This window comes from Hoeflea ulvae, from assembly GCF_026619435.1.
GTDB classification, from domain to species: Bacteria; Pseudomonadota; Alphaproteobacteria; order Rhizobiales; family Rhizobiaceae; genus Hoeflea; species Hoeflea ulvae.
Map to the genome: position 1 here is coordinate 2506345 of NZ_JAOVZQ010000001.1, position 21684 is coordinate 2528028.

A 21684-nucleotide genomic window follows, 5' to 3' on the forward strand; every position below is an offset into this window, starting at 1 on the left:
ATATCGGTCGATGTATCTCATCGCAACTGCGCTGCGGCCCGAGCGCCCCACTGCATTGTCATTTGCAGCAATTTTCGTGCCGGGGTGGCTGATTCGAGCGGCATTGCTGCAGTTTTCCGGCATTTCGTCCGCTGTGATTTTTACTTGCGAAACCACGGCGAAACCCTTATGTCGCGTTAACTTCTCGCGGGTCCCGGTTCAAACACGTCCGGATCCACAGTCTGCCAACAGAATTACAGGATACAGGACGATGGCAAAGGGTAAGTTCGAGCGCAATAAGCCGCACGTTAACATCGGCACGATTGGTCACGTTGACCACGGCAAGACATCGCTGACAGCTGCGATCACCAAGTATTTTGGTGACTTCAAGGCCTATGACCAGATCGATGCGGCGCCGGAAGAAAAGGCACGCGGCATCACCATCTCGACGGCGCATGTCGAGTATGAGACCGACGCCCGTCACTACGCCCATGTCGACTGCCCCGGCCACGCCGACTACGTCAAGAACATGATCACCGGTGCGGCGCAGATGGACGGCGCGATCCTGGTTGTCTCGGCTGCCGACGGCCCGATGCCCCAGACCCGCGAGCACATCCTGCTTGCCCGTCAGGTTGGCGTGCCTTCGCTGGTCGTCTTCCTCAACAAGGTCGACCAGGTCGACGACGAGGAACTGCTCGAGCTGGTCGAGATGGAAGTCCGCGAACTGCTGTCGTCCTACGATTTCCCGGGCGACGACATTCCGATCGTCAAGGGTTCGGCTCTGGTCGCCCTCAATGATGGCGACAAGGCCCAGGGCGAAGACGCCATCCGCGCGCTGATGGCCGCTGTTGACGAATACATCCCGACGCCGGAACGTCCGATCAACATGCCGTTCCTGATGCCGATCGAAGACGTGTTCTCGATCTCGGGTCGCGGTACGGTTGTCACCGGCCGTGTCGAACGCGGCGTCGTCAAGGTTGGCGAGGAAGTCGAGATCGTCGGCATCCGCGACACCCAGAAGACGGTCTGCACCGGCGTTGAAATGTTCCGCAAGCTGCTCGATCAGGGCCAGGCCGGCGACAACATCGGCGCACTGCTTCGCGGCGTTGGCCGTGAGGACGTCGAGCGTGGCCAGATCCTGTGCAAGCCGGGTTCGGTCAAGCCGCACACCAAGTTCACGGCAGAAGCCTATATTCTGACCAAGGAAGAGGGTGGCCGTCACACGCCGTTCTTCACCAACTACCGTCCGCAGTTCTATTTCCGCACGACCGACGTGACGGGCATTGTGACACTGCCGGAAGGCACCGAAATGGTGATGCCGGGCGACAACATCTCGGCTGAAGTGGCGCTGATCGTGCCGATCGCGATGGAAGAAAAGCTGCGCTTCGCCATCCGCGAAGGCGGCCGCACCGTCGGCGCCGGCATCGTCGCTACGATCATCGAGTGATCGATGATCGGCGGCTGCCGAAAGCTGCCGACGGAACGATATGACAATACAAAACGCGCTTCGGCGCGTTTTGTTTTGGCGGCGCCGGCATCGTCGCCACGATCATCGAGTAATCGATGATCGGATGTTGATGGCGCAAGCTATCGACAGAATGATAGGACAATGCAGAACGCGGGTCTTCGGGCTCGCATTTTTGTTTTGTTGGGACGTCTGACGGCTAAGGGTCAGCGCGCCGTGCCAGCACTACCGCTGACTGTCGCAACCTGGAGAGGGTGTGGCGGGGATGTTCAGGGCACTTGATGCCGGCCGGGGCGAGGGGAGCTGACTGCGGTCAAGGACCGACGGCAGTGTGCACCAAAAAGCCCGCACCTCCCCGTGGCCGCCAGCCATGGCGCGGGATGCGCGGAGCCTTTGCCCTGAAGGAATGCGGCTGCAAGGGCAGTCCCGGCGACAGGATCAACGATAGAGGCAAGTGTACAGGCTTTCATGGCGCCGATGCGACGCCTCGTTAACCCGTGATGCCCGGCCAGCCACCGAATCAATGGTGATGCGGGGCAATGGTGCCGGCAATGGCGTCATCGTCGCGACGTGCAGTGGTGACACGCGAAGTGCCTGACCCCGCGATCATGGCCGGCTATCTCGGCCGAATCATGCGCATGCGGGTTTCGACCGATATCGTCGGGCAGTCGCCGGTGATTGCATGGCGGGCCGGGACATCGACGGATGGCAACGATCTCGCCGCTGTCACCGGTGCCAGCATCGATGTGCTCGAGTGCGCTGTCGGGTGCAATACGGCTTTTTGCCGTGCTCTCGCCACCCCATTGAGAGGACAGAAGAATCGGTTGGCGACCGGAGCCCAGAGGCGACGGGATGCGTCGCGGTGCCGTCCGATCCGGGCGGCCGGGGCGTCAAATCGGGGCCGGATCAAGAAAAACAGGCCATGGGTGCGATTGCCGTCACTTCTTTGTTGCATTCCTCCTGCTTTTGACGCTATCAGAGCCGCCACCGGCCTAGGGGTATAGCTCAGTTGGTAGAGCGACGGTCTCCAAAACCGTAGGTCGCAGGTTCGAGTCCTGCTGCCCCTGCCAGCCGGTGCTGGTTAAGATTGGGATCGGTCAATGCGTGCAGGCCGGGAGCAATCTTCGGGCCAGTTGACCGGTCGATATCGAAAAAAGACCGATTGGCTCTTGTGATTTCAAGAATCGGGCTTTATGTAGGACGTTAACAGACACGCGGTGCGTGGAGCTGGGAGACCGGCTTTACGCGCCGTATAAGCGTGGGCAGACAATGGCATCCAAAACAAATCCGTTTACATTCCTCCAGCAGGTTCGGGCTGAAACTGCGAAAGTGAAGTGGCCGTCGCGCCGCGAGACCTCGATCTCGACGATCATGGTTCTCGTTATGGTGGTTGTGGCCTCCATTTTCTTTTTTACGGCCGACCAGGCCTTGGGGTGGGCGATTTCGCTTATCCTGAACATCGGCGCTTGAGGCGGGGGAAAAGATGACTGCACGTTGGTATATTGTCCACGCCTATTCGAACTTCGAAAAGAAGGTCGCTGAATCGATCGAGGAGCAGGCGCGCCAGAAGGGCCTCTCCCATCTGTTCGAAAAGATTCTGGTGCCTGTCGAGAAGGTTGTCGAAATCCGCCGCGGCCGCAAGGTCGACGCGGAGCGCAAGTTCTTCCCGGGCTATGTGATGGTCCGCGCCGACTTGACCGATGAAGCCTTTCATCTGATCAAGAACACCCCGAAGGTCACCGGCTTTCTGGGCAGCGAAGCCAAGCCGCTGCCGATTCCGGATTCCGAGGCCGAGCGCATCCTCACCCAGGTTCAGGAAGGCGTCGAGCGGCCCAAGCCATCGATCGCCTTCGAGATCGGCGAGCAGGTGCGGGTCTCCGACGGACCGTTTGCCTCGTTCAACGGCACGGTTCAGGAGGTCGACGAAGAGCGGTCACGTCTCAAGGTGGAGGTTTCCATCTTTGGTCGGGCGACACCGGTCGAGCTCGAATACGGTCAGGTCGAGAAGGTCTGATACCAATTGCCCGGCCCGCGTCTTCGCAAGAGGATGCGGACGGGTTTTGCATTGCCGGTCCGCCGGTGATGTAGCCGCGTGGAAGGTGAGGGGGCTGTAGCCGGCCTTTCAATCCGCACCACGCAACCGCAGCCGCCGGACGGTTTGTCCGGCATCAAGGCGACGCCAGTGCGGCGCCATAAAGAGAGGCAGAGAGACTATGGCTAAGAAAGTTGCAGGCCAACTCAAGCTGCAGGTACCGGCCGGTTCGGCGACTCCGTCGCCCCCGATTGGTCCGGCACTTGGTCAGCGTGGCATCAACATCATGGAATTCTGTAAGGGATTCAATGCTGCTACCCAGGAAATGGAAAAGGGGATGCCGATTCCGGTCGTCATCACTTACTACCAGGACAAGTCCTTCAATTTTGCGATGAAGAAGCCTCCTGTGAGCTACTTCCTCAAGAAGGAAGCAAAGCTCAAGTCCGGCGCGAAATTGCCGGGCAAGGAAGTTGCCGGTTCGGTCACACGTGACCAGGTCCGTGCAATCGCCGAAGCCAAGATGAAGGATCTGAACGCTGCCGACATCGAAGGCGCGATGGCTATGGTCGAGGGCTCTGCCCGCTCCATGGGCCTGGAAGTGACGGGATAAGACCATGACCAAGACTGCAAAGCGCATGCAAAAGGTCAATGAAGGTGTTGACCGCAACAAGTACTACCCGCTCGGCGAAGCCGTTTCGATGATCAAGGAACGGGCGATTGCGAAGTTCGACGAGACCATTGAAGTCTCGATGAACCTCGGCGTCGATCCGCGTCACGCTGACCAGATGGTTCGCGGCGTCGTCAACCTGCCGAACGGAACCGGACGGACCGTTCGCGTCGCTGTTTTCGCCCGTGGCGACAAGGCTGACGAAGCCCGTGCAGCCGGTGCCGACATCGTCGGTGCAGAAGAGCTGGTCGACATCGTCCAGTCCGGCACGATCGAATTCGATCGCTGCATTGCCACGCCGGACATGATGCCGCTCGTCGGCCGTCTCGGCAAGGTGCTCGGCCCGCGCGGCATGATGCCCAACCCCAAGGTTGGCACCGTGACCATGGACGTGACCGGTGCTGTCAACGCCTCCAAGGGTGGTGCTGTCGAATTCCGCGTCGAGAAGGCTGGTATCGTCCATGCCGGTATCGGCAAGGCCTCCTTCGGCCCCGAGCAGATCGAAGAAAACATTCGTGCTTTCGCCGATGCCGTGGTCAAGGCCAAGCCGACCGGCGCCAAGGGCAACTACCTCAAGCGCATGGCGATTTCCTCGACCATGGGCCCGGGCGTAAAGATCGATCCGTCGTCGCTCAGCGTCGATTGATCCAGTGAATTAGGGAGACCGGATAAAGATTCGGTTTTCCTCAGTTTTCGGCTTTCGGGCCGAAAAGGTCCGGGGCGCAATCCCCGGGCTCCCTGTCCGAGACTGCAGGTGGTGCGCCCTTATCGGTTCACCTTAATTTCGTCGCCTGCATGAGACGGGTAAGATCCGTTTTCAAGGAGCGCAAGCTCTGACGGTTCGAACCTCGCTTGCCTTGTGCCGCGGCCGCTGGTCGGTTTCGGCGTAAGGGGACAGGATCCTCAAGCGTCGCTTGTGGATTCGATGAGAATCCCTGGCGGCAAAGGCAAACCCGGCAGGTGGTGCATGCATCATCTGCCAACTGGAGAAACGCAGTGGATAGAGCGGAAAAACGCGAATTCGTCGCGGAACTGAACGGCGTTTTCACAAACGCAGGTTCGGTTGTCGTAGCCCACTACGCCGGTCTCACGGTTGCGCAAATGAACGACCTTCGGTCGCGCATGCGCACAGCTGGAGGCACGGTCAAGGTCGCGAAGAACCGCCTTGCCAAAATCGCTCTTCAGGGCACGGAGTCGGAAGGGGTCGCAGATCTCTTCACAGGTCAGACGCTCATCGCATATTGCGATGATCCGGTGACAGCTCCGAAGATTGCCGTCGAGTTCACCAAGGTCAGCGAAAAGCTGGTCATCCTTGGTGGCGCGATGGGGTCGACAGTGCTCGACGCCGACGGAGTCAAGGCTTTGGCCACACTCCCGTCGCTCGACGAGCTGCGCGCAAAGCTGCTTGGCATGATCGCCACGCCGGCAACGCGCATTGCACAGATCGTCAACGCACCGGCGGGTTCCGTCGCGCGTGTCATCGGCGCATATGCCCGCAAGGACGAGGCTGCATAGGCAGACCTTCGCTTAACAACTCAAAACCGGTTCGAACCGAATACAAGGAATATGAAAATGGCTGATCTCGCCAAAATCGTGGAAGAACTTTCCGCCCTGACCGTCATGGAAGCTGCTGAGCTTTCGAAGATGCTCGAAGAAACATGGGGCGTGTCCGCCGCTGCACCGGCTGCTGCCGCTGCCGCTGCTGCTGCTCCTGCCGAAGCTGCTGAAGAACAGACTGAATTTGACGTGATCCTCGCCGAAATCGGCGCCAACAAGATCAACGTCATCAAGGAAGTCCGTTCGATCACCGGTCTCGGCCTCAAGGAAGCCAAGGATCTGGTCGAAGCTGCTCCCAAGGCTGTCAAGGAAGGCATCTCCAAGGGCGAAGCTGAAGACATCAAGAAGAAGCTTGAAGACGCTGGTGCAAAGATCACCGTCAAGTAAGCATTTTTTGCGTCCGGGGGCGGGCCTGGCTTGCCCCCGGATGTTTCTGACGATGAACGGATTACCCAAAAGCCCGCAAAACGGCTTTTGGGTAATGGGTTCTTCAAAAGAATAGTCTTGACCCAGACTGCAAGGCACTCCGGCCGCGCCGCTCTGGGAACTGAGACGAGATTGAACGAATCCATTTATATGACGGAGTCGCTTGGCCAGCGGCGTTCGTCTGTTGCAGGCCCGGATGCAAATTGACAAGGAGCGACGATGGCTCAGACCCTTTCTTTCAACGGTCGTAGGCGCGTACGCAAGATTTTCGGAAAAATTCCGGAAGTGGCGGAGATGCCGAACCTCATCGAGGTTCAAAAAGCTTCTTATGACCAGTTCCTGATGGTGGACGAGCCGCTCGGCGGCCGTTCTGACGAAGGACTGCAGGCGGTTTTCAAATCGGTGTTTCCGATTTCGGACTTTTCCGGCAGTGCGATGCTGGAATTCGTTTCCTACGAATTCGAAAACCCCAAATTTGACGTTGAGGAATGCCGTCAGCGCGATCTGACCTACGCAGCGCCGCTGAAGGTGACGCTGCGCCTGATCGTGTTTGATATCGACGAGGATACGGGCGCCAAGTCGGTCAAGGACATCAAGGAACAGAACGTCTACATGGGCGACATGCCGCTCATGACCAACAACGGCACCTTTGTCGTCAATGGCACCGAGCGCGTCATCGTGTCCCAGATGCACCGGTCGCCCGGCGTGTTCTTCGATCACGACAAGGGCAAGAGCCATTCGTCGGGCAAGCTGCTGTTTGCCGCGCGCGTCATTCCCTATCGCGGTTCCTGGCTCGACATCGAATTCGACGCGAAGGACATTGTCCACGCCCGTATCGACCGTCGCCGCAAGATTCCGGCCTCGTCGCTGCTTCTGGCGCTGGGCATGGATGCCGAGGAAATCCTGTCGACCTTCTACACCCACTCGGTCTATGCCCGTGATGGCGAAGGCTGGAGGATTCCGTTCCAGCCCGAGACCCTCAAGGGTCAAAAGGCCATGGCCGACATGATCGACGCCGACACCGGCGAAGTCGTGGTCGAATCCGGCAAGAAGCTGACACCGCGTCTGCTCAAGCAGCTGACCGAGAAGGGTCTGAAGTCGATCAAGGCGACCGATGAGGACCTGGTCGGAGCCTATCTGGCCGAGGACATCGTCAATCCCGAAACCGGCGAAGTCTATCTCGAAGCCGGTGACGAGCTTGAATTCACCGTCGACGCCAAGTCCGGCGAGCGCAAGGGCAACCTGATCGATCTGATCGAGGCCGGTTACGACGACATCAAGATCCTTGATATCGATCACATCAACATCGGCGCCTATATCCGCAACACGCTGCATGCGGACAAGAACACCAATCGCCAGGAAGCTTTGTTCGACATCTACCGGGTCATGCGTCCGGGTGAGCCGCCGACCATCGATTCCGCCGAAGCCATGTTCAATTCGCTGTTCTTCGATTCCGAGCGCTACGACCTGTCCGCCGTTGGTCGCGTCAAGATGAACATGCGCCTCGACCTCGACGCCGAGGACACCGTCCGCGTTCTGCGCAAGGACGACATTCTCGCCGTGGTCAAGACGCTTGTCTCGCTGCGCGACGGCAAGGGCGAAATCGACGACATCGACAACCTCGGCAACCGCCGGGTGCGTTCGGTCGGCGAGCTGATGGAAAACCAGTACCGTCTCGGTCTGCTGCGCATGGAGCGCGCCATCAAGGAGCGCATGTCGTCCATCGAGATCGACACCGTGATGCCGCAGGATCTGATCAACGCCAAGCCGGCTGCTGCCGCGGTGCGTGAATTCTTCGGTTCCTCGCAGCTGTCGCAGTTCATGGACCAGGTCAATCCGCTGTCCGAGATCACCCACAAGCGCCGTCTGTCGGCGCTTGGACCCGGCGGTCTGACCCGTGAACGCGCAGGCTTCGAAGTCCGCGACGTGCACCCGACCCATTACGGCCGTATCTGCCCGATTGAAACGCCGGAAGGCCCGAACATCGGTCTGATCAACTCGCTCGCCACATTTGCGCGCGTCAACAAGTATGGCTTCATCGAAAGCCCCTATCGCAAGATCAAGGACGGCCTGGTCACCAAGGAAGTGATCTATCTGTCGGCCATGGAAGAAGCGAAGTACTTTGTTGCGCAGGCCAATGCCGACGTCAGCGAAGACGGCCATCTGGTGGATGAATTCGTCGTCTGCCGTCATTCCGGCGACGTGATGATGACACCGCGCGACAATATCGACCTGATGGACGTGTCTCCGCGCCAGCTGGTGTCGGTGGCCGCTGCCTTGATCCCGTTCCTCGAGAACGACGACGCCAACCGTGCGTTGATGGGATCGAACATGCAGCGTCAGGCCGTGCCTCTGGTCCGCGCCGAGGCGCCCTTCGTGGGCACCGGCATGGAGCCGATCGTGGCCCGTGACTCCGGCGCTGCCATCGCGGCCCGTCGTGGCGGCATTGTCGACCAGGTCGATGCGACGCGTATCGTGATCCGCGCTACCGAGGACATCGATGCCGCAAGTTCGGGCGTCGACATCTACCGGCTGCAGAAGTTCCAGCGTTCCAACCAGAACACCTGCATCAACCAGCGTCCGCTGGTCACTGTCGGTGACGTGTTGAACAAGGGCGACATCATCGCCGACGGTCCGTCGACCGATCTCGGTGATCTGGCGCTCGGTCGCAACGTGCTCGTCGCGTTCATGCCCTGGAACGGCTACAACTACGAGGATTCGATCCTTCTTTCCGAGCGCATTGTCTCTGACGACGTGTTCACCTCCATCCACATCGACGAGTTCGAAGTGATGGCGCGCGACACCAAGCTCGGACCGGAAGAGATCACACGCGACATTCCGAACGTTTCGGAAGAAGCGCTGCGCAACCTCGATGAGGCCGGGATTGTCTATATCGGTGCCGAAGTGGCGCCGGGCGACATTCTCGTCGGCAAGATCACGCCAAAGGGCGAAAGCCCGATGACGCCGGAAGAGAAGCTTCTGCGCGCCATCTTTGGTGAAAAGGCGTCCGATGTCCGTGACACTTCCATGCGGATGCCGCCCGGAACCTACGGTACGATCGTCGAAGTTCGCGTTTTCAACCGCCACGGCGTCGAGAAGGACGAACGTGCGATGGCCATCGAACGCGAGGAAATCGAGCGTTTGGCCAAGGACCGCGACGACGAACAGGCAATTCTTGACCGCAACGTCTATGGCCGCCTGTCGGACATGCTTGCGGGCAAGCCTGCCATCGCCGGACCGAAGGGCTTCAAGAAGGGCTCCGAAGTCAACGCCGAATCGATCAGCGAATATCCGCGCTCGCAGTGGTGGACATTCGCCGTCGAGGACGAAAAGGTGCAGGGCGAGATCGAAGCGCTGCGTGGCCAGTACGACGACTCCAAGAAGCTGCTCGAGAGCCGCTTCATGGACAAGGTCGAAAAGGTCCAGCGCGGCGACGAACTTCCGCCAGGCGTCATGAAGATGGTCAAGGTCTTTGTCGCCGTGAAGCGCAAGATCCAGCCAGGCGACAAGATGGCCGGCCGTCATGGCAACAAGGGTGTGGTTTCCCGCATTCTGCCTTGCGAAGACATGCCGTTCCTCGAAGACGGAACCCATGTCGACATCGTGCTCAACCCGTTGGGTGTGCCGTCGCGCATGAACGTCGGACAGATCCTCGAAACCCATCTCGGATGGGCTTGCTCGGGAATGGGCAAGAAGATCGGCGCCATGCTGGATGCCTACAATGCGGGTGGAGAGATCCAACCGTTGCGTGACACCATCGACAGCGTGATCGGAACCGGTCCGAAGGGCGAGCCGATCCAGCAATACGACGATCCGTCGATTGTCCTGCTGGCCGAGCAGACCCGCCGCGGCGTATCGATTGCCACACCGGTGTTTGACGGTGCGGTCGAGGCCGACATCAACGTCATGCTCGAACAGGCAGGTCTCAATGTCTCGGGTCAGTCGACGCTCTATGACGGGCGTACCGGCGACACCTTCGACCGTCCGGTGACCGTGGGCTACATCTACATGCTCAAGCTCAACCACCTGGTCGACGACAAGATCCACGCCAGGTCGATCGGACCTTACTCGCTCGTGACCCAGCAGCCGCTGGGCGGCAAGGCGCAGTTCGGTGGTCAGCGCTTCGGGGAAATGGAGGTCTGGGCTCTGGAAGCCTATGGTGCCGCCTACACCCTGCAGGAAATGCTGACGGTCAAGTCGGACGACGTGGCAGGACGGACCAAGGTCTACGAGGCCATCGTGCGTGGCGACGACACCTTCGAAGCCGGCATTCCGGAGAGCTTCAACGTTCTCATCAAGGAAATGCGGTCCCTCGGACTCAATGTCGAGCTGGAATCGGTCAAGGCCGATGACATCGCGGACCGGGAAGAACTTCCCGACGCGGCCGAATAAAGCCTGGAAGGCGCGAGGGATTTCGTTTCCTCGCGCCATACTCCTTCCCGCCACCGGCGGGTGGGAGATTACGCCCGCGTCTGACGCGGTCTAAACGAATTTCAGGCGATGGCCTGTTGCCGGGTGTCTGCCGGCGCCGTCGCAAGCCAAGGGCGAACAGCCCTAAAAGGAGACAGGCATGAACCATGAGGTCATGAATCTTTTCAACAACGCCGTACCGGCGCAGACGTTCGATTCCATCCGGATTTCGATCGCCAGCCCGGAAAAGATTCTTTCCTGGTCCTTCGGCGAAATCAAAAAGCCGGAGACGATCAACTATCGTACGTTCAAACCCGAACGCGACGGTCTTTTCTGCGCGCGCATCTTTGGTCCGATCAAGGACTATGAATGCCTGTGCGGCAAGTACAAGCGCATGAAGTACAAGGGCGTCATCTGCGAGAAGTGCGGCGTCGAAGTCACGCTGAGCCGCGTGCGCCGCGAGCGCATGGGCCATATCGAGCTGGCAGCACCGGTTGCCCACATCTGGTTCCTGAAGTCGCTTCCGTCGCGCATCGGCACGCTGCTCGACATGACGCTCAAGGATATCGAACGCGTCCTGTATTTCGAGAACTACATCGTCACCGAGCCCGGCCTGACATCGCTCAAGGAGAACTCGCTTCTCTCTGAGGAAGACTACATGGTCGCCGTCGACGAATTCGGCGAAGACAGCTTCACCGCCATGATCGGCGCCGAGGCGATTTTCGAACTGCTTGCCTCGATGGACCTCGAGCGCATTGCCGGCGAACTGCGCACCGAACTGGCCACCACGACGTCGGAACTCAAGTCGAAGAAGCTGATGAAGCGCCTCAAGATCGTTGAGAGCTTCATTGATTCGGGCAACCGTCCGGAATGGATGATCATGAAGATCGTTCCGGTGATCCCGCCCGACCTGCGTCCGCTGGTGCCGCTTGACGGTGGCCGTTTCGCCACTTCCGACCTGAACGATCTCTATCGCCGGGTGATCAACCGCAACAACCGTCTCAAGCGTCTGATCGAACTGCGCGCGCCCGGTATCATCATCCGCAATGAAAAGCGGATGCTGCAGGAAGCCGTCGACGCATTGTTCGACAACGGCCGCCGTGGCCGCACCATCACCGGTGCCAACAAGCGTCCGCTGAAGTCGCTGTCCGACATGCTCAAGGGCAAGCAGGGCCGTTTCCGGCAGAACCTGCTCGGCAAGCGCGTCGACTATTCCGGCCGTTCGGTCATCGTGACCGGCCCGGAACTCAAGCTGCACCAGTGCGGCCTGCCCAAGAAGATGGCGCTCGAGCTGTTCAAGCCGTTCATCTATGCCCGTCTTGACGCCAAGGGCTACTCGTCCACCGTCAAGCAGGCCAAGAAGCTGGTCGAGAAGGAAAAGCCGGAAGTCTGGGATATCCTCGACGAGGTGATCCGCGAGCATCCGGTGCTGCTCAACCGTGCGCCGACGCTTCACCGTCTGGGCATCCAGGCCTTCGAACCCATCCTGGTTGAAGGCAAGGCGATCCAGTTGCACCCGCTCGTCTGCACGGCGTTCAACGCCGACTTCGACGGTGACCAGATGGCGGTTCACGTACCGCTGTCGCTGGAAGCCCAGCTCGAAGCCCGTGTGCTGATGATGTCGACCAACAACATCCTGCACCCTGCCAACGGCGCGCCGATCATCGTGCCGTCGCAGGACATGGTTCTGGGTCTCTACTATCTCTCGATTGTCGCCGAGAACGAGCCGGGCCAGGGCATGGCCTTCTCGGACATGGGTGAGCTGCATCACGCACTCGAAAGCAAGATGGTCACCCTGCACACCAAGATCAGGGGCCGTTTCAAGACCGTGGACGCCGAAGGCAACCCGGTTTCGAAGATCTATGAGACCACACCGGGTCGCATGATCATCAGCGAACTTCTGCCCAAGAACGTCAATGTGCCGTTCGAGATCTGCAACCAGGAAATGACCAAGAAGAACATTTCCCGGATGATCGACACCGTCTACCGCCACTGCGGCCAGAAGGACACGGTCATTTTCTGCGACCGCATCATGCAGCTCGGCTTCGGTCATGCCTGCCGCGCCGGCATTTCGTTCGGCAAGGACGACATGGTCATTCCGGACACCAAGGCCAAGATCGTCGGCGACACCGACACCCTGGTCAAGGAATACGAGCAGCAGTACAATGAAGGCCTCATCACCCAGGGCGAGAAGTACAACAAGGTCGTTGACGCCTGGGGCAAGGCCACCGAGAAGGTGGCTGACGAAATGATGGCGCGCATCAAGTCGGTCGAATTCCATGAAAACGGCCGTCAGAAGCAGATGAACTCGATCTACATGATGAGCCATTCCGGCGCCCGTGGTTCTCCGAGCCAGATGCGTCAGCTGGGCGGCATGCGCGGCCTCATGGCCAAGCCGTCGGGTGAAATCATCGAGACGCCGATCATCTCGAACTTCAAGGAAGGCCTGACCGTGAACGAGTACTTCAACTCGACTCACGGCGCACGTAAGGGCCTTGCCGACACCGCGCTGAAGACGGCGAATTCGGGTTACCTGACCCGTCGTCTGGTTGACGTTGCACAGGATTGCATCGTCACCCATGTCGATTGCGGCACCACCGAAGGCCTGACGATGACAGCCATCGTCGACGCCGGACAGGTTGTGGCCTCGATCGGCCAGCGTATCCTTGGACGCACCACGCTTGATGATATCAATCATCCGCTGACCGGTGAGCTCATGGTCAAGGCCGGTTCGACGATCGATGAAGCGCAAGTGGTCGAGATCGAAGCTGTCGGCATCCAGTCGATCCGCATCCGTTCGCCGCTGACCTGCGAAATCCAGACCGGAATTTGCGGAACCTGCTACGGACGCGACCTTGCACGCGGTACGCCGGTCAACATCGGTGAAGCTGTCGGCGTCATCGCCGCGCAGTCGATCGGTGAGCCGGGCACGCAGCTTACCATGCGCACCTTCCACCTTGGCGGCGCCGCCACCGTGGTCGACCAGTCGTTCCCGGAAGCCTCTTACGAGGGTACGGTTCGCATCAAGAACCGCAACATGCTGCGCAACTCCGATGGCAACCTGATTGCCATGGGCCGCAGCATGGCGGTTCAGATCCTTGACGAAGGCGGCACCGAGCGTTCCTCGCAGCGTGTTGCCTACGGTTCGAAGATCTATGTGGACGACGGCGATGCGGTCAAGCGCGGCCAGCGTCTGGCCGAGTGGGACCCGTACACACGCCCGATGATGACGGAAGTCGAAGGCACCGTGGAATTTGAAGATGTCGTCGACGGCATCTCGGTTCTCGAGGCCACCGACGAGGCAACCGGCATCACCAAGCGTCAGGTCATCGACTGGCGGTCAACCCCGCGCGGTGTCGATCTCAAGCCGTCGATCGTGATCAAGGGCAAGGATGGCGAGATCGCCAAACTGGCTCGCGGTGGCGAAGCCCGCTTCCAGCTGTCGGTTGACGCGATCCTGTCGGTCGAACCCGGCGCCAAGGTCAGCCAGGGCGATGTTCTCGCCCGTGTGCCGCTCGAAAGCGCCAAGACCAAGGACATCACCGGCGGTCTGCCGCGGGTGGCGGAATTGTTCGAAGCTCGCCGTCCGAAGGACCATGCCATCATCGCGGAAGTCGATGGCACGATCCGCTTCGGCCGCGATTACAAGAACAAGCGCCGCATCCTGATCGAGCCGGCTGAAGATGGCATGGAACCGGTCGAGTACCTGATTCCGAAGGGCAAGCCTTTCCACCTTCAGGATGGCGACTACATCGAAAAGGGCGACTACATCCTCGACGGCAATCCTGCGCCGCACGACATCCTTGCGATCAAGGGCGTGGAGGCTCTGGCCTCCTACCTCGTTAACGAGATCCAGGAAGTCTACCGTTTGCAGGGCGTTCTGATCAACGACAAGCACATCGAAGTGATTGTCCGTCAGATGCTGCAGAAGGTTGAAGTCACCGATGCAGGCGATTCCGTCTACATCGTCGGCGACAATGTCGATCAGATCGAGCTCGACAATGCCAATGAGCGTCTCGTCGAAGATGGCAAGAAGCCAGCCTACGGCGTGCCGGTTCTGCTCGGCATCACCAAGGCCTCGCTGCAGACGCCTTCCTTCATCTCGGCGGCGTCCTTCCAGGAAACCACCAAGGTGCTGACCGAAGCGGCTGTTGCAGGCAAGGTCGACACCCTGCAGGGTCTCAAGGAAAACGTCATCGTCGGACGTCTGGTGCCTGCGGGTACCGGTGGCACCATGACCCAGATCCGTCGCATCGCCACGGCGCGCGACGATCTGATCCTGGACGAGCGCCGCAAGACATCCGGTGCGGAATCGGCGGCACCTATGCTGACCAAGATGACATCGGAAGAAGAGCCGGCCGAATAGGCTCGCGCCTTCACTCAATGAAAAAAGGCCGCCCTTCGGGGCGGCCTTTTGCGTTTTGGGGAATATGTGCAGCGCAGCGCAGCGCTATTGCGAAGCGGCGTCGGTCAGTTTGCCGAGCGCGCCGGCCATCACGTCAAAGGCCTGATCGGCTCCCGACACCTTGTGCCGCGCCTTGAGTTTCGCCGGGTCGAGATAGCCGATCCGGGTCTGTCCCGCCTCATCCCAGATCAACACCCGGTTGGGCAGATCAAGCCCGGCCTGCGGTGCGGCCTGCAGGATCGGCGTGCCGATTTTCGGATTGCCGAACATGACCAGGGTCATGTCGGCAAGCTCGGCATCAATGCTCCCGGCGCCGGCCGCATGGTCGACGCGGGCGAATACCTTGGCGCCGGCCTTTTCCACCGCCGCCACCAGCTTGTCGGCGGTTTGCTCCACCGAGGCGCTGCTGGACTTGATGATCCAGCCATCTTCTGCGCGCGTGGACAGGGTTGTCGCCAGCAAAAGGGCTGCTGCTGCGGTTGCCGCGAATTTCAGCTGTCTGTGCAAGGCCATGGTTTCGGTACTCCTCGATTGTCGGATGTGTCCTTGTCAACGTTGCTTGCAATGGCAGGTTCCGTCTCGCGCGTTCGCGCGCAACCGGTCCGTCACGGCATGCTGACATCACAGGCAAACACATCGCTTGCGGGAGGTGAAATCACCTTATCTGCGGTGGGCGCACAAAATCGTGAGAGGCGGCGGCTGCGCCGGGCAGGGGAGACCGCGCTGGTCTCCCGCCCCGCGGGGTTATTCAGTCGAAGGCGATGACGGCGACTTCGCCTTCGAGCGCGCCCTGATAGGCCGAGGCGTGCGGCTCGTCGCCGGGCATGCCGCCCATCACGCCGATCTGGTCAAGGTCGGCCTCGGCATATCCCTTCAGGGACAGCGCATCCAGGCACAGCCGCACGGCAGTGTCCTCGTCGGGCGCTGCCAGCATGACATGGAAGGGCTTCTTCTCCTCGTCCTTCTCTTTGCAGATCTGGCCGATGATGATGAAGATCGCGGGTGCGTCTTCATCGCTGTGGTCGTTGTCATTGTCGGAGATCATCGCGCTGTCCTTTCTGCTCCGGAACCGGAAGGCCTGTCCTCCCATGTTGCATCGCCGAAGGCAACGCATTGACTCGCTGCATCCGCGCAAAAACGGTTCCGGAAGGCAAAGACGTTGCATAACTGCCGCCCGGCAGCGCTGTGAACCGCCCGGAACTTGCCGATGCGACCGCTTCGTGGTTGTCTTGTCTGGCGCGCGGTGTTCTCGCGCCATGTACAATGTGCATGAACCGGGGAGGTGACAAAATGGGCATTCAAGGGCTTCTGATTTTTCTTCTGATTGGCGCCGTGGCCGGCTGGCTTGCCGGCGTGATCATGAAGGGTTTCGGCTTCGGCCTGGTCGGCAATATCATCGTCGGCATTGTCGGGGCATTTGTTGCAGGTCTGGTGCTGCCGATGGTCGGCGTCTCGATCGGCGGCGGCATCGTCGGATCCATCATCCACGCCACCATCGGCGCGGTGATATTGCTGTTCATCATCGGACTTGTCCGAAAACGCTGATTCCTTTCAGACGCTTCGGTGAGTCGCGCGAGGCCGCTGGGTCGGACCGTTTCTGACCGGAAACACAGCTGATTCTCCTGGCGAGGGAGCGAAACGGCAGGTCAGGGCAATTAAACGCCCGAATTGTCCGGCGCGACGCAATATCATGTCGCGCCGGACAGCCGCTTTTGCCGCCAGGCCCGCTGTGGCGCGAATATTTCACCAATGGCCTTGACTGCATGTGGGGAAATCAGTAGTTACCCATCACCGAGACAGATGTGAGGCGCATTTCTTCGGGACGACACGTCCTGAAATTTGCCTCAAACAATGGCTCTGACTGCACAGTGAACTAATAATGCTGCACGCATGACGCGTTTCGTGTCCTCTGCTTTCATGGGCCTTTCCGGCAAAACCGGATCCGGCCCTTGTTTTGCGCATTCGGTTTACGTGCATGGTGCCTGAGAGGGCGAAACATGAGTTCTAAAGGGATGGTTACATGCCAACTGTAAACCAGCTGATCCGCAAGCCGCGCCAGGCGCCGGTCAAGCGCAACAAGGTTCCCGCGCTGGAGCAGAATCCGCAGAAGCGCGGCGTTTGCACCCGTGTGTACACAACGACTCCGAAGAAGCCGAACTCGGCTCTTCGTAAGGTCGCCAAGATCCGTTTGACCAACGGCTTTGAAGTGATCGGTTATATCCCGGGTGAGGGCCATAACCTTCAGGAGCACTCCGTGGTCATGATCCGCGGCGGCCGCGTAAAGGATTTGCCCGGCGTGCGTTATCACGTCATTCGCGGTGTCCTCGACACCCAGGGCGTCAAGAACCGTAAGCAGCGCCGTTCGAAATACGGCGCCAAGCGTCCGAAGTAATAATTGTGTCGGCCGGTCGCATCATCAGGTGCGGCGGGCCGTTTCGACCCATCAGTTGAAAGACGAAAAGCATGTCACGACGTCACAGTGCAGAAAAGCGTGAGATCAACCCGGATCCGAAATTCGGCGATCTGATCATCACCAAATTCATGAACGCCATTATGATGCACGGCAAGAAATCTGTTGCCGAGCAGATCGTCTATGGTGCGCTTGATCAGGTTGAAGCGCGTTCCAAGCAGGAACCCGTTGTTCAGTTTCACACTGCGCTCGACAATGTCGCGCCGCATGTGGAAGTGCGCTCCCGCCGTGTCGGTGGTGCGACCTACCAGGTGCCGGTCGATGTGCGTCCTGAACGCCGTCAGGCTCTCGCCATCCGTTGGTTGATTGCCGCAGCGCGCAAGCGCAACGAGACCACCATGATCGAGCGCCTCTCGGGCGAACTCATGGATGCAGCCAACAATCGTGGCAGCGCGGTCAAGAAGCGGGAAGACACCCACAAGATGGCCGACGCCAACCGTGCATTCTCGCATTACCGCTGGTAATCACGAACTGTTCTCGAAAGGCATTCAAGATGGCCCGCGAATACGCAATTGAAGACTACCGCAACTTCGGAATCATGGCGCATATCGACGCCGGTAAAACCACGACCACCGAACGCGTTCTCTATTACACCGGCAAGTCGCACAAGATCGGCGAAGTGCATGACGGTGCAGCCACCATGGACTGGATGGAGCAGGAGCAGGAGCGTGGTATCACCATCACCTCTGCTGCAACCACCACCTACTGGAAGGGCCGCAGCGGCAAGATGTGCCGTTTCAACATCATCGACACCCCAGGCCACGTCGACTTCACCATTGAAGTCGAGCGTTCGCTGCGTGTGCTCGACGGCGCCATCGCGCTGCTCGACGCAAACGCCGGTGTCGAGCCGCAGACAGAGACTGTCTGGCGTCAGGCCGACAAGTACAATGTCCCGCGCATGATCTTCTGCAACAAGATGGACAAGACCGGAGCCGACTTCTACCGTTCGGTCTCGATGATCAAGTCGCGTCTTGGCGCAACCGCTGTCATCATGCAGCTGCCGATCGGCGCCGAGACCGAATTCAAGGGTGTTGTCGATCTCGTCGAAATGAACGCACTTGTCTGGCGCGACGAGTCGCTCGGCGCCCAGTGGGACATCGTCGAGATCCCGGACGATCTCAAGGAAAAGGCCGCTGAATACCGCGAACTTCTCATCGAGACTGCCGTCGAAGCCGACGAAGCTGCGATGGAACGTTACCTGGAAGGCGAAATGCCTGACAATGACGAGATCCGCGCGCTGGTCCGCAAGGGCACGATCGCCGTTCAGTTCTTTCCGATGTTCTGCGGTTCGGCTTTCAAGAACAAGGGCGTTCAGCCTCTGCTCGACGCGGTTGTCGAATATCTGCCGAGCCCGGCCGACGTTCCTGCCATCGAAGGCATCGACGTCAAGACCGAAGAAGAAACCACACGCGCAGCGTCTGACGATGCGCCGCTGTCGATGCTGGCCTTCAAGGTGATGAACGACCCCTTCGTCGGCTCGCTGACATTCGCCCGCATCTATTCCGGCAAGCTCGAAAAGGGCACCACGGTTCAAAACACCGTCAAGGAAAAGCGCGAGCGCGTCGGCCGCATGCTGCAGATGCACTCGAATTCCCGTGAAGACATCGAAGAAGCCTTTGCCGGCGACATCGTTGCCCTCGCAGGCCTCAAGGAAACCACGACCGGTGACACTCTGTGCGATCCGCTCAAGCCGGTTATCCTCGAGCGCATGGAATTCCCCGAGCCGGTGATCCAGATCGCGATCGAACCGAAGACCAAGGGCGACCAGGAAAAGATGGGCCTCGCGCTCAACCGTCTGGCTGCCGAGGATCCTTCGTTCCGCGTCAAGACCGACGAAGAATCCGGCCAGACGATCATTGCCGGTATGGGCGAGTTGCACCTCGACATTCTGGTCGACCGCATGCGTCGCGAATTCAAGGTCGAAGCCAATGTCGGCGCACCGCAGGTCGCCTACCGGGAATCGATCACGAAGGCTTACGAAGCCGATTACACCCACAAGAAGCAGTCGGGTGGTTCGGGTCAGTTTGCGCGCGTCAAGATCCGGTTCGAGCCGAACGACGAGAATGACGAGTTCATCTTCGACACCAAGGTTGTTGGTGGTTCGGTTCCGAAGGAATACATCCCGGGTGTCCAGAAGGGCATCAACAGCGTGATGAATTCCGGACCGCTCGCCGGCTTCCCGATGCTGGGCATCAAGGCAACGCTGATTGACGGCGCTTACCATGATGTTGACTCCAGCGTCCTCGCCTTCGAAATTGCCGGTCGCGCCTGCTTCCGGGAAAACTCGAAGTTCATGGGTCCTCAGCTGCTCGAGCCGATCATGGCTGTTGAAGTTGTCACCCCTGAGGATTACGTCGGTGACGTGATCGGCGACCTGAACTCCCGTCGCGGGCAGATTCAGGGTCAGGAAATGCGCGGAATTGCCGTGGTGATCGATGCGCACGTTCCGCTGGCCAACATGTTCAAATATGTCGATACGCTGCGTTCGATGTCTCAGGGCCGCGCACAGTACACGATGACTTTTGATCATTACGCACCGGTGCCGTCGAACGTCTCCCAGGAGATCCAGGCGAAATACGCATAATTTGCCGGATTGCCGGGCCCGCGTCCCACGACGCCGGCCCGGACCGGAGACCGAAACTGTAATTTGCCCCTCGCGGGCTGAATGAGAATGGAGAGCCGAAGATGGCAAAGGGTAAGTTCGAGCGCAATAAGCCGCACGTTAACATCGGCACGATTGGTCACGTTGACCACGGCAAGACATCGCTGACAGCTGCGATCACCAAGTATTTTGGTGACTTCAAGGCCTATGACCAGATCGATGCGGCGCCGGAAGAAAAGGCACGCGGCATCACCATCTCGACGGCGCACGTCGAGTATGAGACCGACGCCCGTCACTACGCCCATGTCGACTGCCCCGGCCACGCCGACTACGTCAAGAACATGATCACCGGTGCGGCGCAGATGGACGGCGCGATCCTGGTTGTCTCGGCTGCCGACGGCCCGATGCCCCAGACCCGCGAGCACATCCTGCTTGCCCGTCAGGTTGGCGTGCCTTCGCTGGTCGTCTTCCTCAACAAGGTCGACCAGGTCGACGACGAGGAACTGCTCGAGCTGGTCGAGATGGAAGTCCGCGAACTGCTGTCGTCCTATGATTTCCCGGGCGACGACATTCCGATCGTCAAGGGTTCGGCTCTGGTCGCGCTCAATGACGGCGACAAGGCCCAGGGCGAAGACGCAATCCGCGCGCTGATGGCCGCTGTTGACGAATACATCCCGACGCCGGAGCGTCCGATCAACATGCCGTTCCTGATGCCGATCGAAGACGTGTTCTCGATCTCGGGTCGCGGTACGGTTGTCACCGGCCGTGTCGAACGCGGCGTCGTCAAGGTTGGCGAGGAAGTCGAGATCGTCGGCATCCGCGACACCCAGAAGACGGTCTGCACCGGCGTTGAAATGTTCCGCAAGCTGCTCGATCAGGGCCAGGCCGGCGACAACATCGGCGCACTGCTTCGCGGCGTTGGCCGTGAGGACGTCGAGCGTGGCCAGATCCTGTGCAAGCCGGGTTCGGTCAAGCCGCACACCAAGTTCACGGCAGAAGCCTATATTCTGACCAAGGAAGAGGGTGGCCGTCACACGCCGTTCTTCACCAACTACCGTCCGCAGTTCTATTTCCGCACGACCGACGTGACGGGCATTGTGACACTGCCGGAAGGCACCGAAATGGTGATGCCGGGCGACAACATCTCGGCTGAAGTGGCGCTGATCGTGCCGATCGCGATGGAAGAAAAGCTGCGCTTCGCCATCCGCGAAGGCGGCCGCACCGTCGGCGCCGGCATCGTCGCCACGATCATCGAGTAACAAACTGCGTCAGAGCGCATGGTTCGGTTGAACCGGACCATGCGGTTCTCACACAAGCAAGGACAAGTCGAATGAACGGCCAGAACATCCGCATCCGCCTAAAGGCGTTTGACCACCGGATCCTCGACGCCTCCACGCGTGAAATCGTGTCGACGGCAAAGCGGACCGGAGCAAGCGTACGTGGCCCGGTGCCGCTGCCGACCCGGATCGAAAAATTCACGGTCAACCGGTCGCCACACATCGACAAGAAGAGCCGCGAGCAGTTCGAGATGCGCACACATAAGCGTCTTCTTGATATTGTTGATCCGACACCGCAAACCGTAGATGCGCTGATGAAGCTGGATCTCGCCGCGGGTGTTGATGTGGAAATCAAGCTTTAAGGCCCAAAGCCTTGAAGACAGGGAACGAGGCA

Annotated in this window: 17 protein-coding genes and 1 tRNA gene; 16 read left to right on the forward strand and 2 right to left on the reverse strand. The window is 59.7% G+C overall.

The annotated features are described in order from the left end of the window. Nucleotides 1-250 precede the first annotated feature (250 nt). The 10 genes from tuf (OEG82_RS11870) to rpoC all read left to right on the forward strand — a co-directional run bounded on the left by tuf (OEG82_RS11870) (nt 251) and on the right by rpoC (nt 14902). Entirely contained in the window at nt 251-1426 is a 1176-nt protein-coding gene (tuf, locus tag OEG82_RS11870; RefSeq protein ID WP_267612652.1) for an elongation factor Tu, read from the forward strand. A gap of 1012 nt (nt 1427-2438) precedes the next feature. Continuing rightward, nucleotides 2439-2514, forward strand: a tRNA-Trp gene (locus tag OEG82_RS11875). Between the two features lie 199 nt (nt 2515-2713). Continuing rightward, nucleotides 2714-2914, forward strand: a complete 201-nt coding sequence (secE, locus tag OEG82_RS11880; RefSeq protein ID WP_267612653.1) for a preprotein translocase subunit SecE — start codon at nt 2714-2716, stop codon at nt 2912-2914. 13 nt (nt 2915-2927) lie between these two features. After that, on the forward strand, nt 2928-3458 hold the full coding sequence (nusG, locus tag OEG82_RS11885) for a transcription termination/antitermination protein NusG (protein WP_267612654.1): 531 nt from the start codon (nt 2928-2930) through the stop codon (nt 3456-3458). Nucleotides 3459-3657: 199 nt separating this feature from the next. Further along, nucleotides 3658-4086, forward strand: a complete 429-nt coding sequence (rplK, locus tag OEG82_RS11890) for a 50S ribosomal protein L11 (RefSeq protein WP_267612655.1) — start codon at nt 3658-3660, stop codon at nt 4084-4086. Nucleotides 4087-4090: 4 nt separating this feature from the next. Next, nucleotides 4091-4789, forward strand: coding sequence for a 50S ribosomal protein L1 (gene rplA / locus OEG82_RS11895; RefSeq protein ID WP_267612656.1), 699 nt, complete (start codon nt 4091-4093; stop codon nt 4787-4789). A 350-nt stretch (nt 4790-5139) separates the two neighbouring features. Next, nucleotides 5140-5658 carry a 50S ribosomal protein L10 gene (gene rplJ / locus OEG82_RS11900; protein WP_267612657.1) on the forward strand — a complete coding sequence of 173 codons (519 nt, stop codon included), beginning with the start codon at nt 5140-5142 and terminating at the stop codon, nt 5656-5658. A 57-nt stretch (nt 5659-5715) separates the two neighbouring features. Beyond that, nucleotides 5716-6087 carry a 50S ribosomal protein L7/L12 gene (gene rplL / locus OEG82_RS11905; RefSeq protein WP_267612658.1) on the forward strand — a complete coding sequence of 124 codons (372 nt, stop codon included), beginning with the start codon at nt 5716-5718 and terminating at the stop codon, nt 6085-6087. A 258-nt stretch (nt 6088-6345) separates the two neighbouring features. Next, entirely contained in the window at nt 6346-10518 is a 4173-nt protein-coding gene (rpoB, locus tag OEG82_RS11910; RefSeq protein ID WP_267612659.1) for a DNA-directed RNA polymerase subunit beta, read from the forward strand. Between the two features lie 178 nt (nt 10519-10696). Further along, complete coding sequence (gene rpoC / locus OEG82_RS11915; protein WP_267612660.1) at nt 10697-14902, forward strand: DNA-directed RNA polymerase subunit beta'; 4206 nt, start codon at nt 10697-10699, stop codon at nt 14900-14902. Between the two features lie 84 nt (nt 14903-14986). Here rpoC and OEG82_RS11920 read toward each other — a convergent pair whose 3' ends face one another. Together OEG82_RS11920 and OEG82_RS11925 are read right to left on the reverse strand one after the other, a co-directional pair. Then, nucleotides 14987-15454: a DUF302 domain-containing protein gene (locus tag OEG82_RS11920; protein ID WP_267612661.1), complete on the reverse strand. Its 468-nt coding sequence runs from the start codon at nt 15452-15454 to the stop codon at nt 14987-14989. A 235-nt stretch (nt 15455-15689) separates the two neighbouring features. After that, nucleotides 15690-15986, reverse strand: a complete 297-nt coding sequence (locus tag OEG82_RS11925) for a transcriptional regulator (protein ID WP_267612662.1) — start codon at nt 15984-15986, stop codon at nt 15690-15692. Between the two features lie 245 nt (nt 15987-16231). Here OEG82_RS11925 and OEG82_RS11930 point away from each other — a divergent pair, with 245 nt between their 5' ends. From OEG82_RS11930 to rpsJ, 6 genes are all read left to right on the forward strand, one after another. Further along, on the forward strand, nt 16232-16486 hold the full coding sequence (locus OEG82_RS11930; RefSeq protein WP_267612663.1) for a GlsB/YeaQ/YmgE family stress response membrane protein: 255 nt from the start codon (nt 16232-16234) through the stop codon (nt 16484-16486). Nucleotides 16487-16961: 475 nt separating this feature from the next. Then, a complete protein-coding gene (rpsL, locus tag OEG82_RS11935; protein WP_047030256.1) occupies nt 16962-17333 on the forward strand; it encodes a 30S ribosomal protein S12 in 372 nt (123 codons plus the stop codon). A gap of 71 nt (nt 17334-17404) precedes the next feature. Beyond that, entirely contained in the window at nt 17405-17875 is a 471-nt protein-coding gene (gene rpsG / locus OEG82_RS11940; RefSeq protein ID WP_267612664.1) for a 30S ribosomal protein S7, read from the forward strand. Nucleotides 17876-17904: 29 nt separating this feature from the next. Continuing rightward, nucleotides 17905-19995 (forward strand): elongation factor G, encoded by a 2091-nt coding sequence (gene fusA, locus OEG82_RS11945; protein WP_267612665.1) that lies wholly within the window; start codon nt 17905-17907, stop codon nt 19993-19995. A 101-nt stretch (nt 19996-20096) separates the two neighbouring features. Continuing rightward, entirely contained in the window at nt 20097-21272 is a 1176-nt protein-coding gene (gene tuf / locus OEG82_RS11950; RefSeq protein ID WP_267612652.1) for an elongation factor Tu, read from the forward strand. Between the two features lie 71 nt (nt 21273-21343). Then, complete coding sequence (gene rpsJ / locus OEG82_RS11955) at nt 21344-21652, forward strand: 30S ribosomal protein S10 (protein WP_003547547.1); 309 nt, start codon at nt 21344-21346, stop codon at nt 21650-21652. Nucleotides 21653-21684 lie beyond the last annotated feature (32 nt).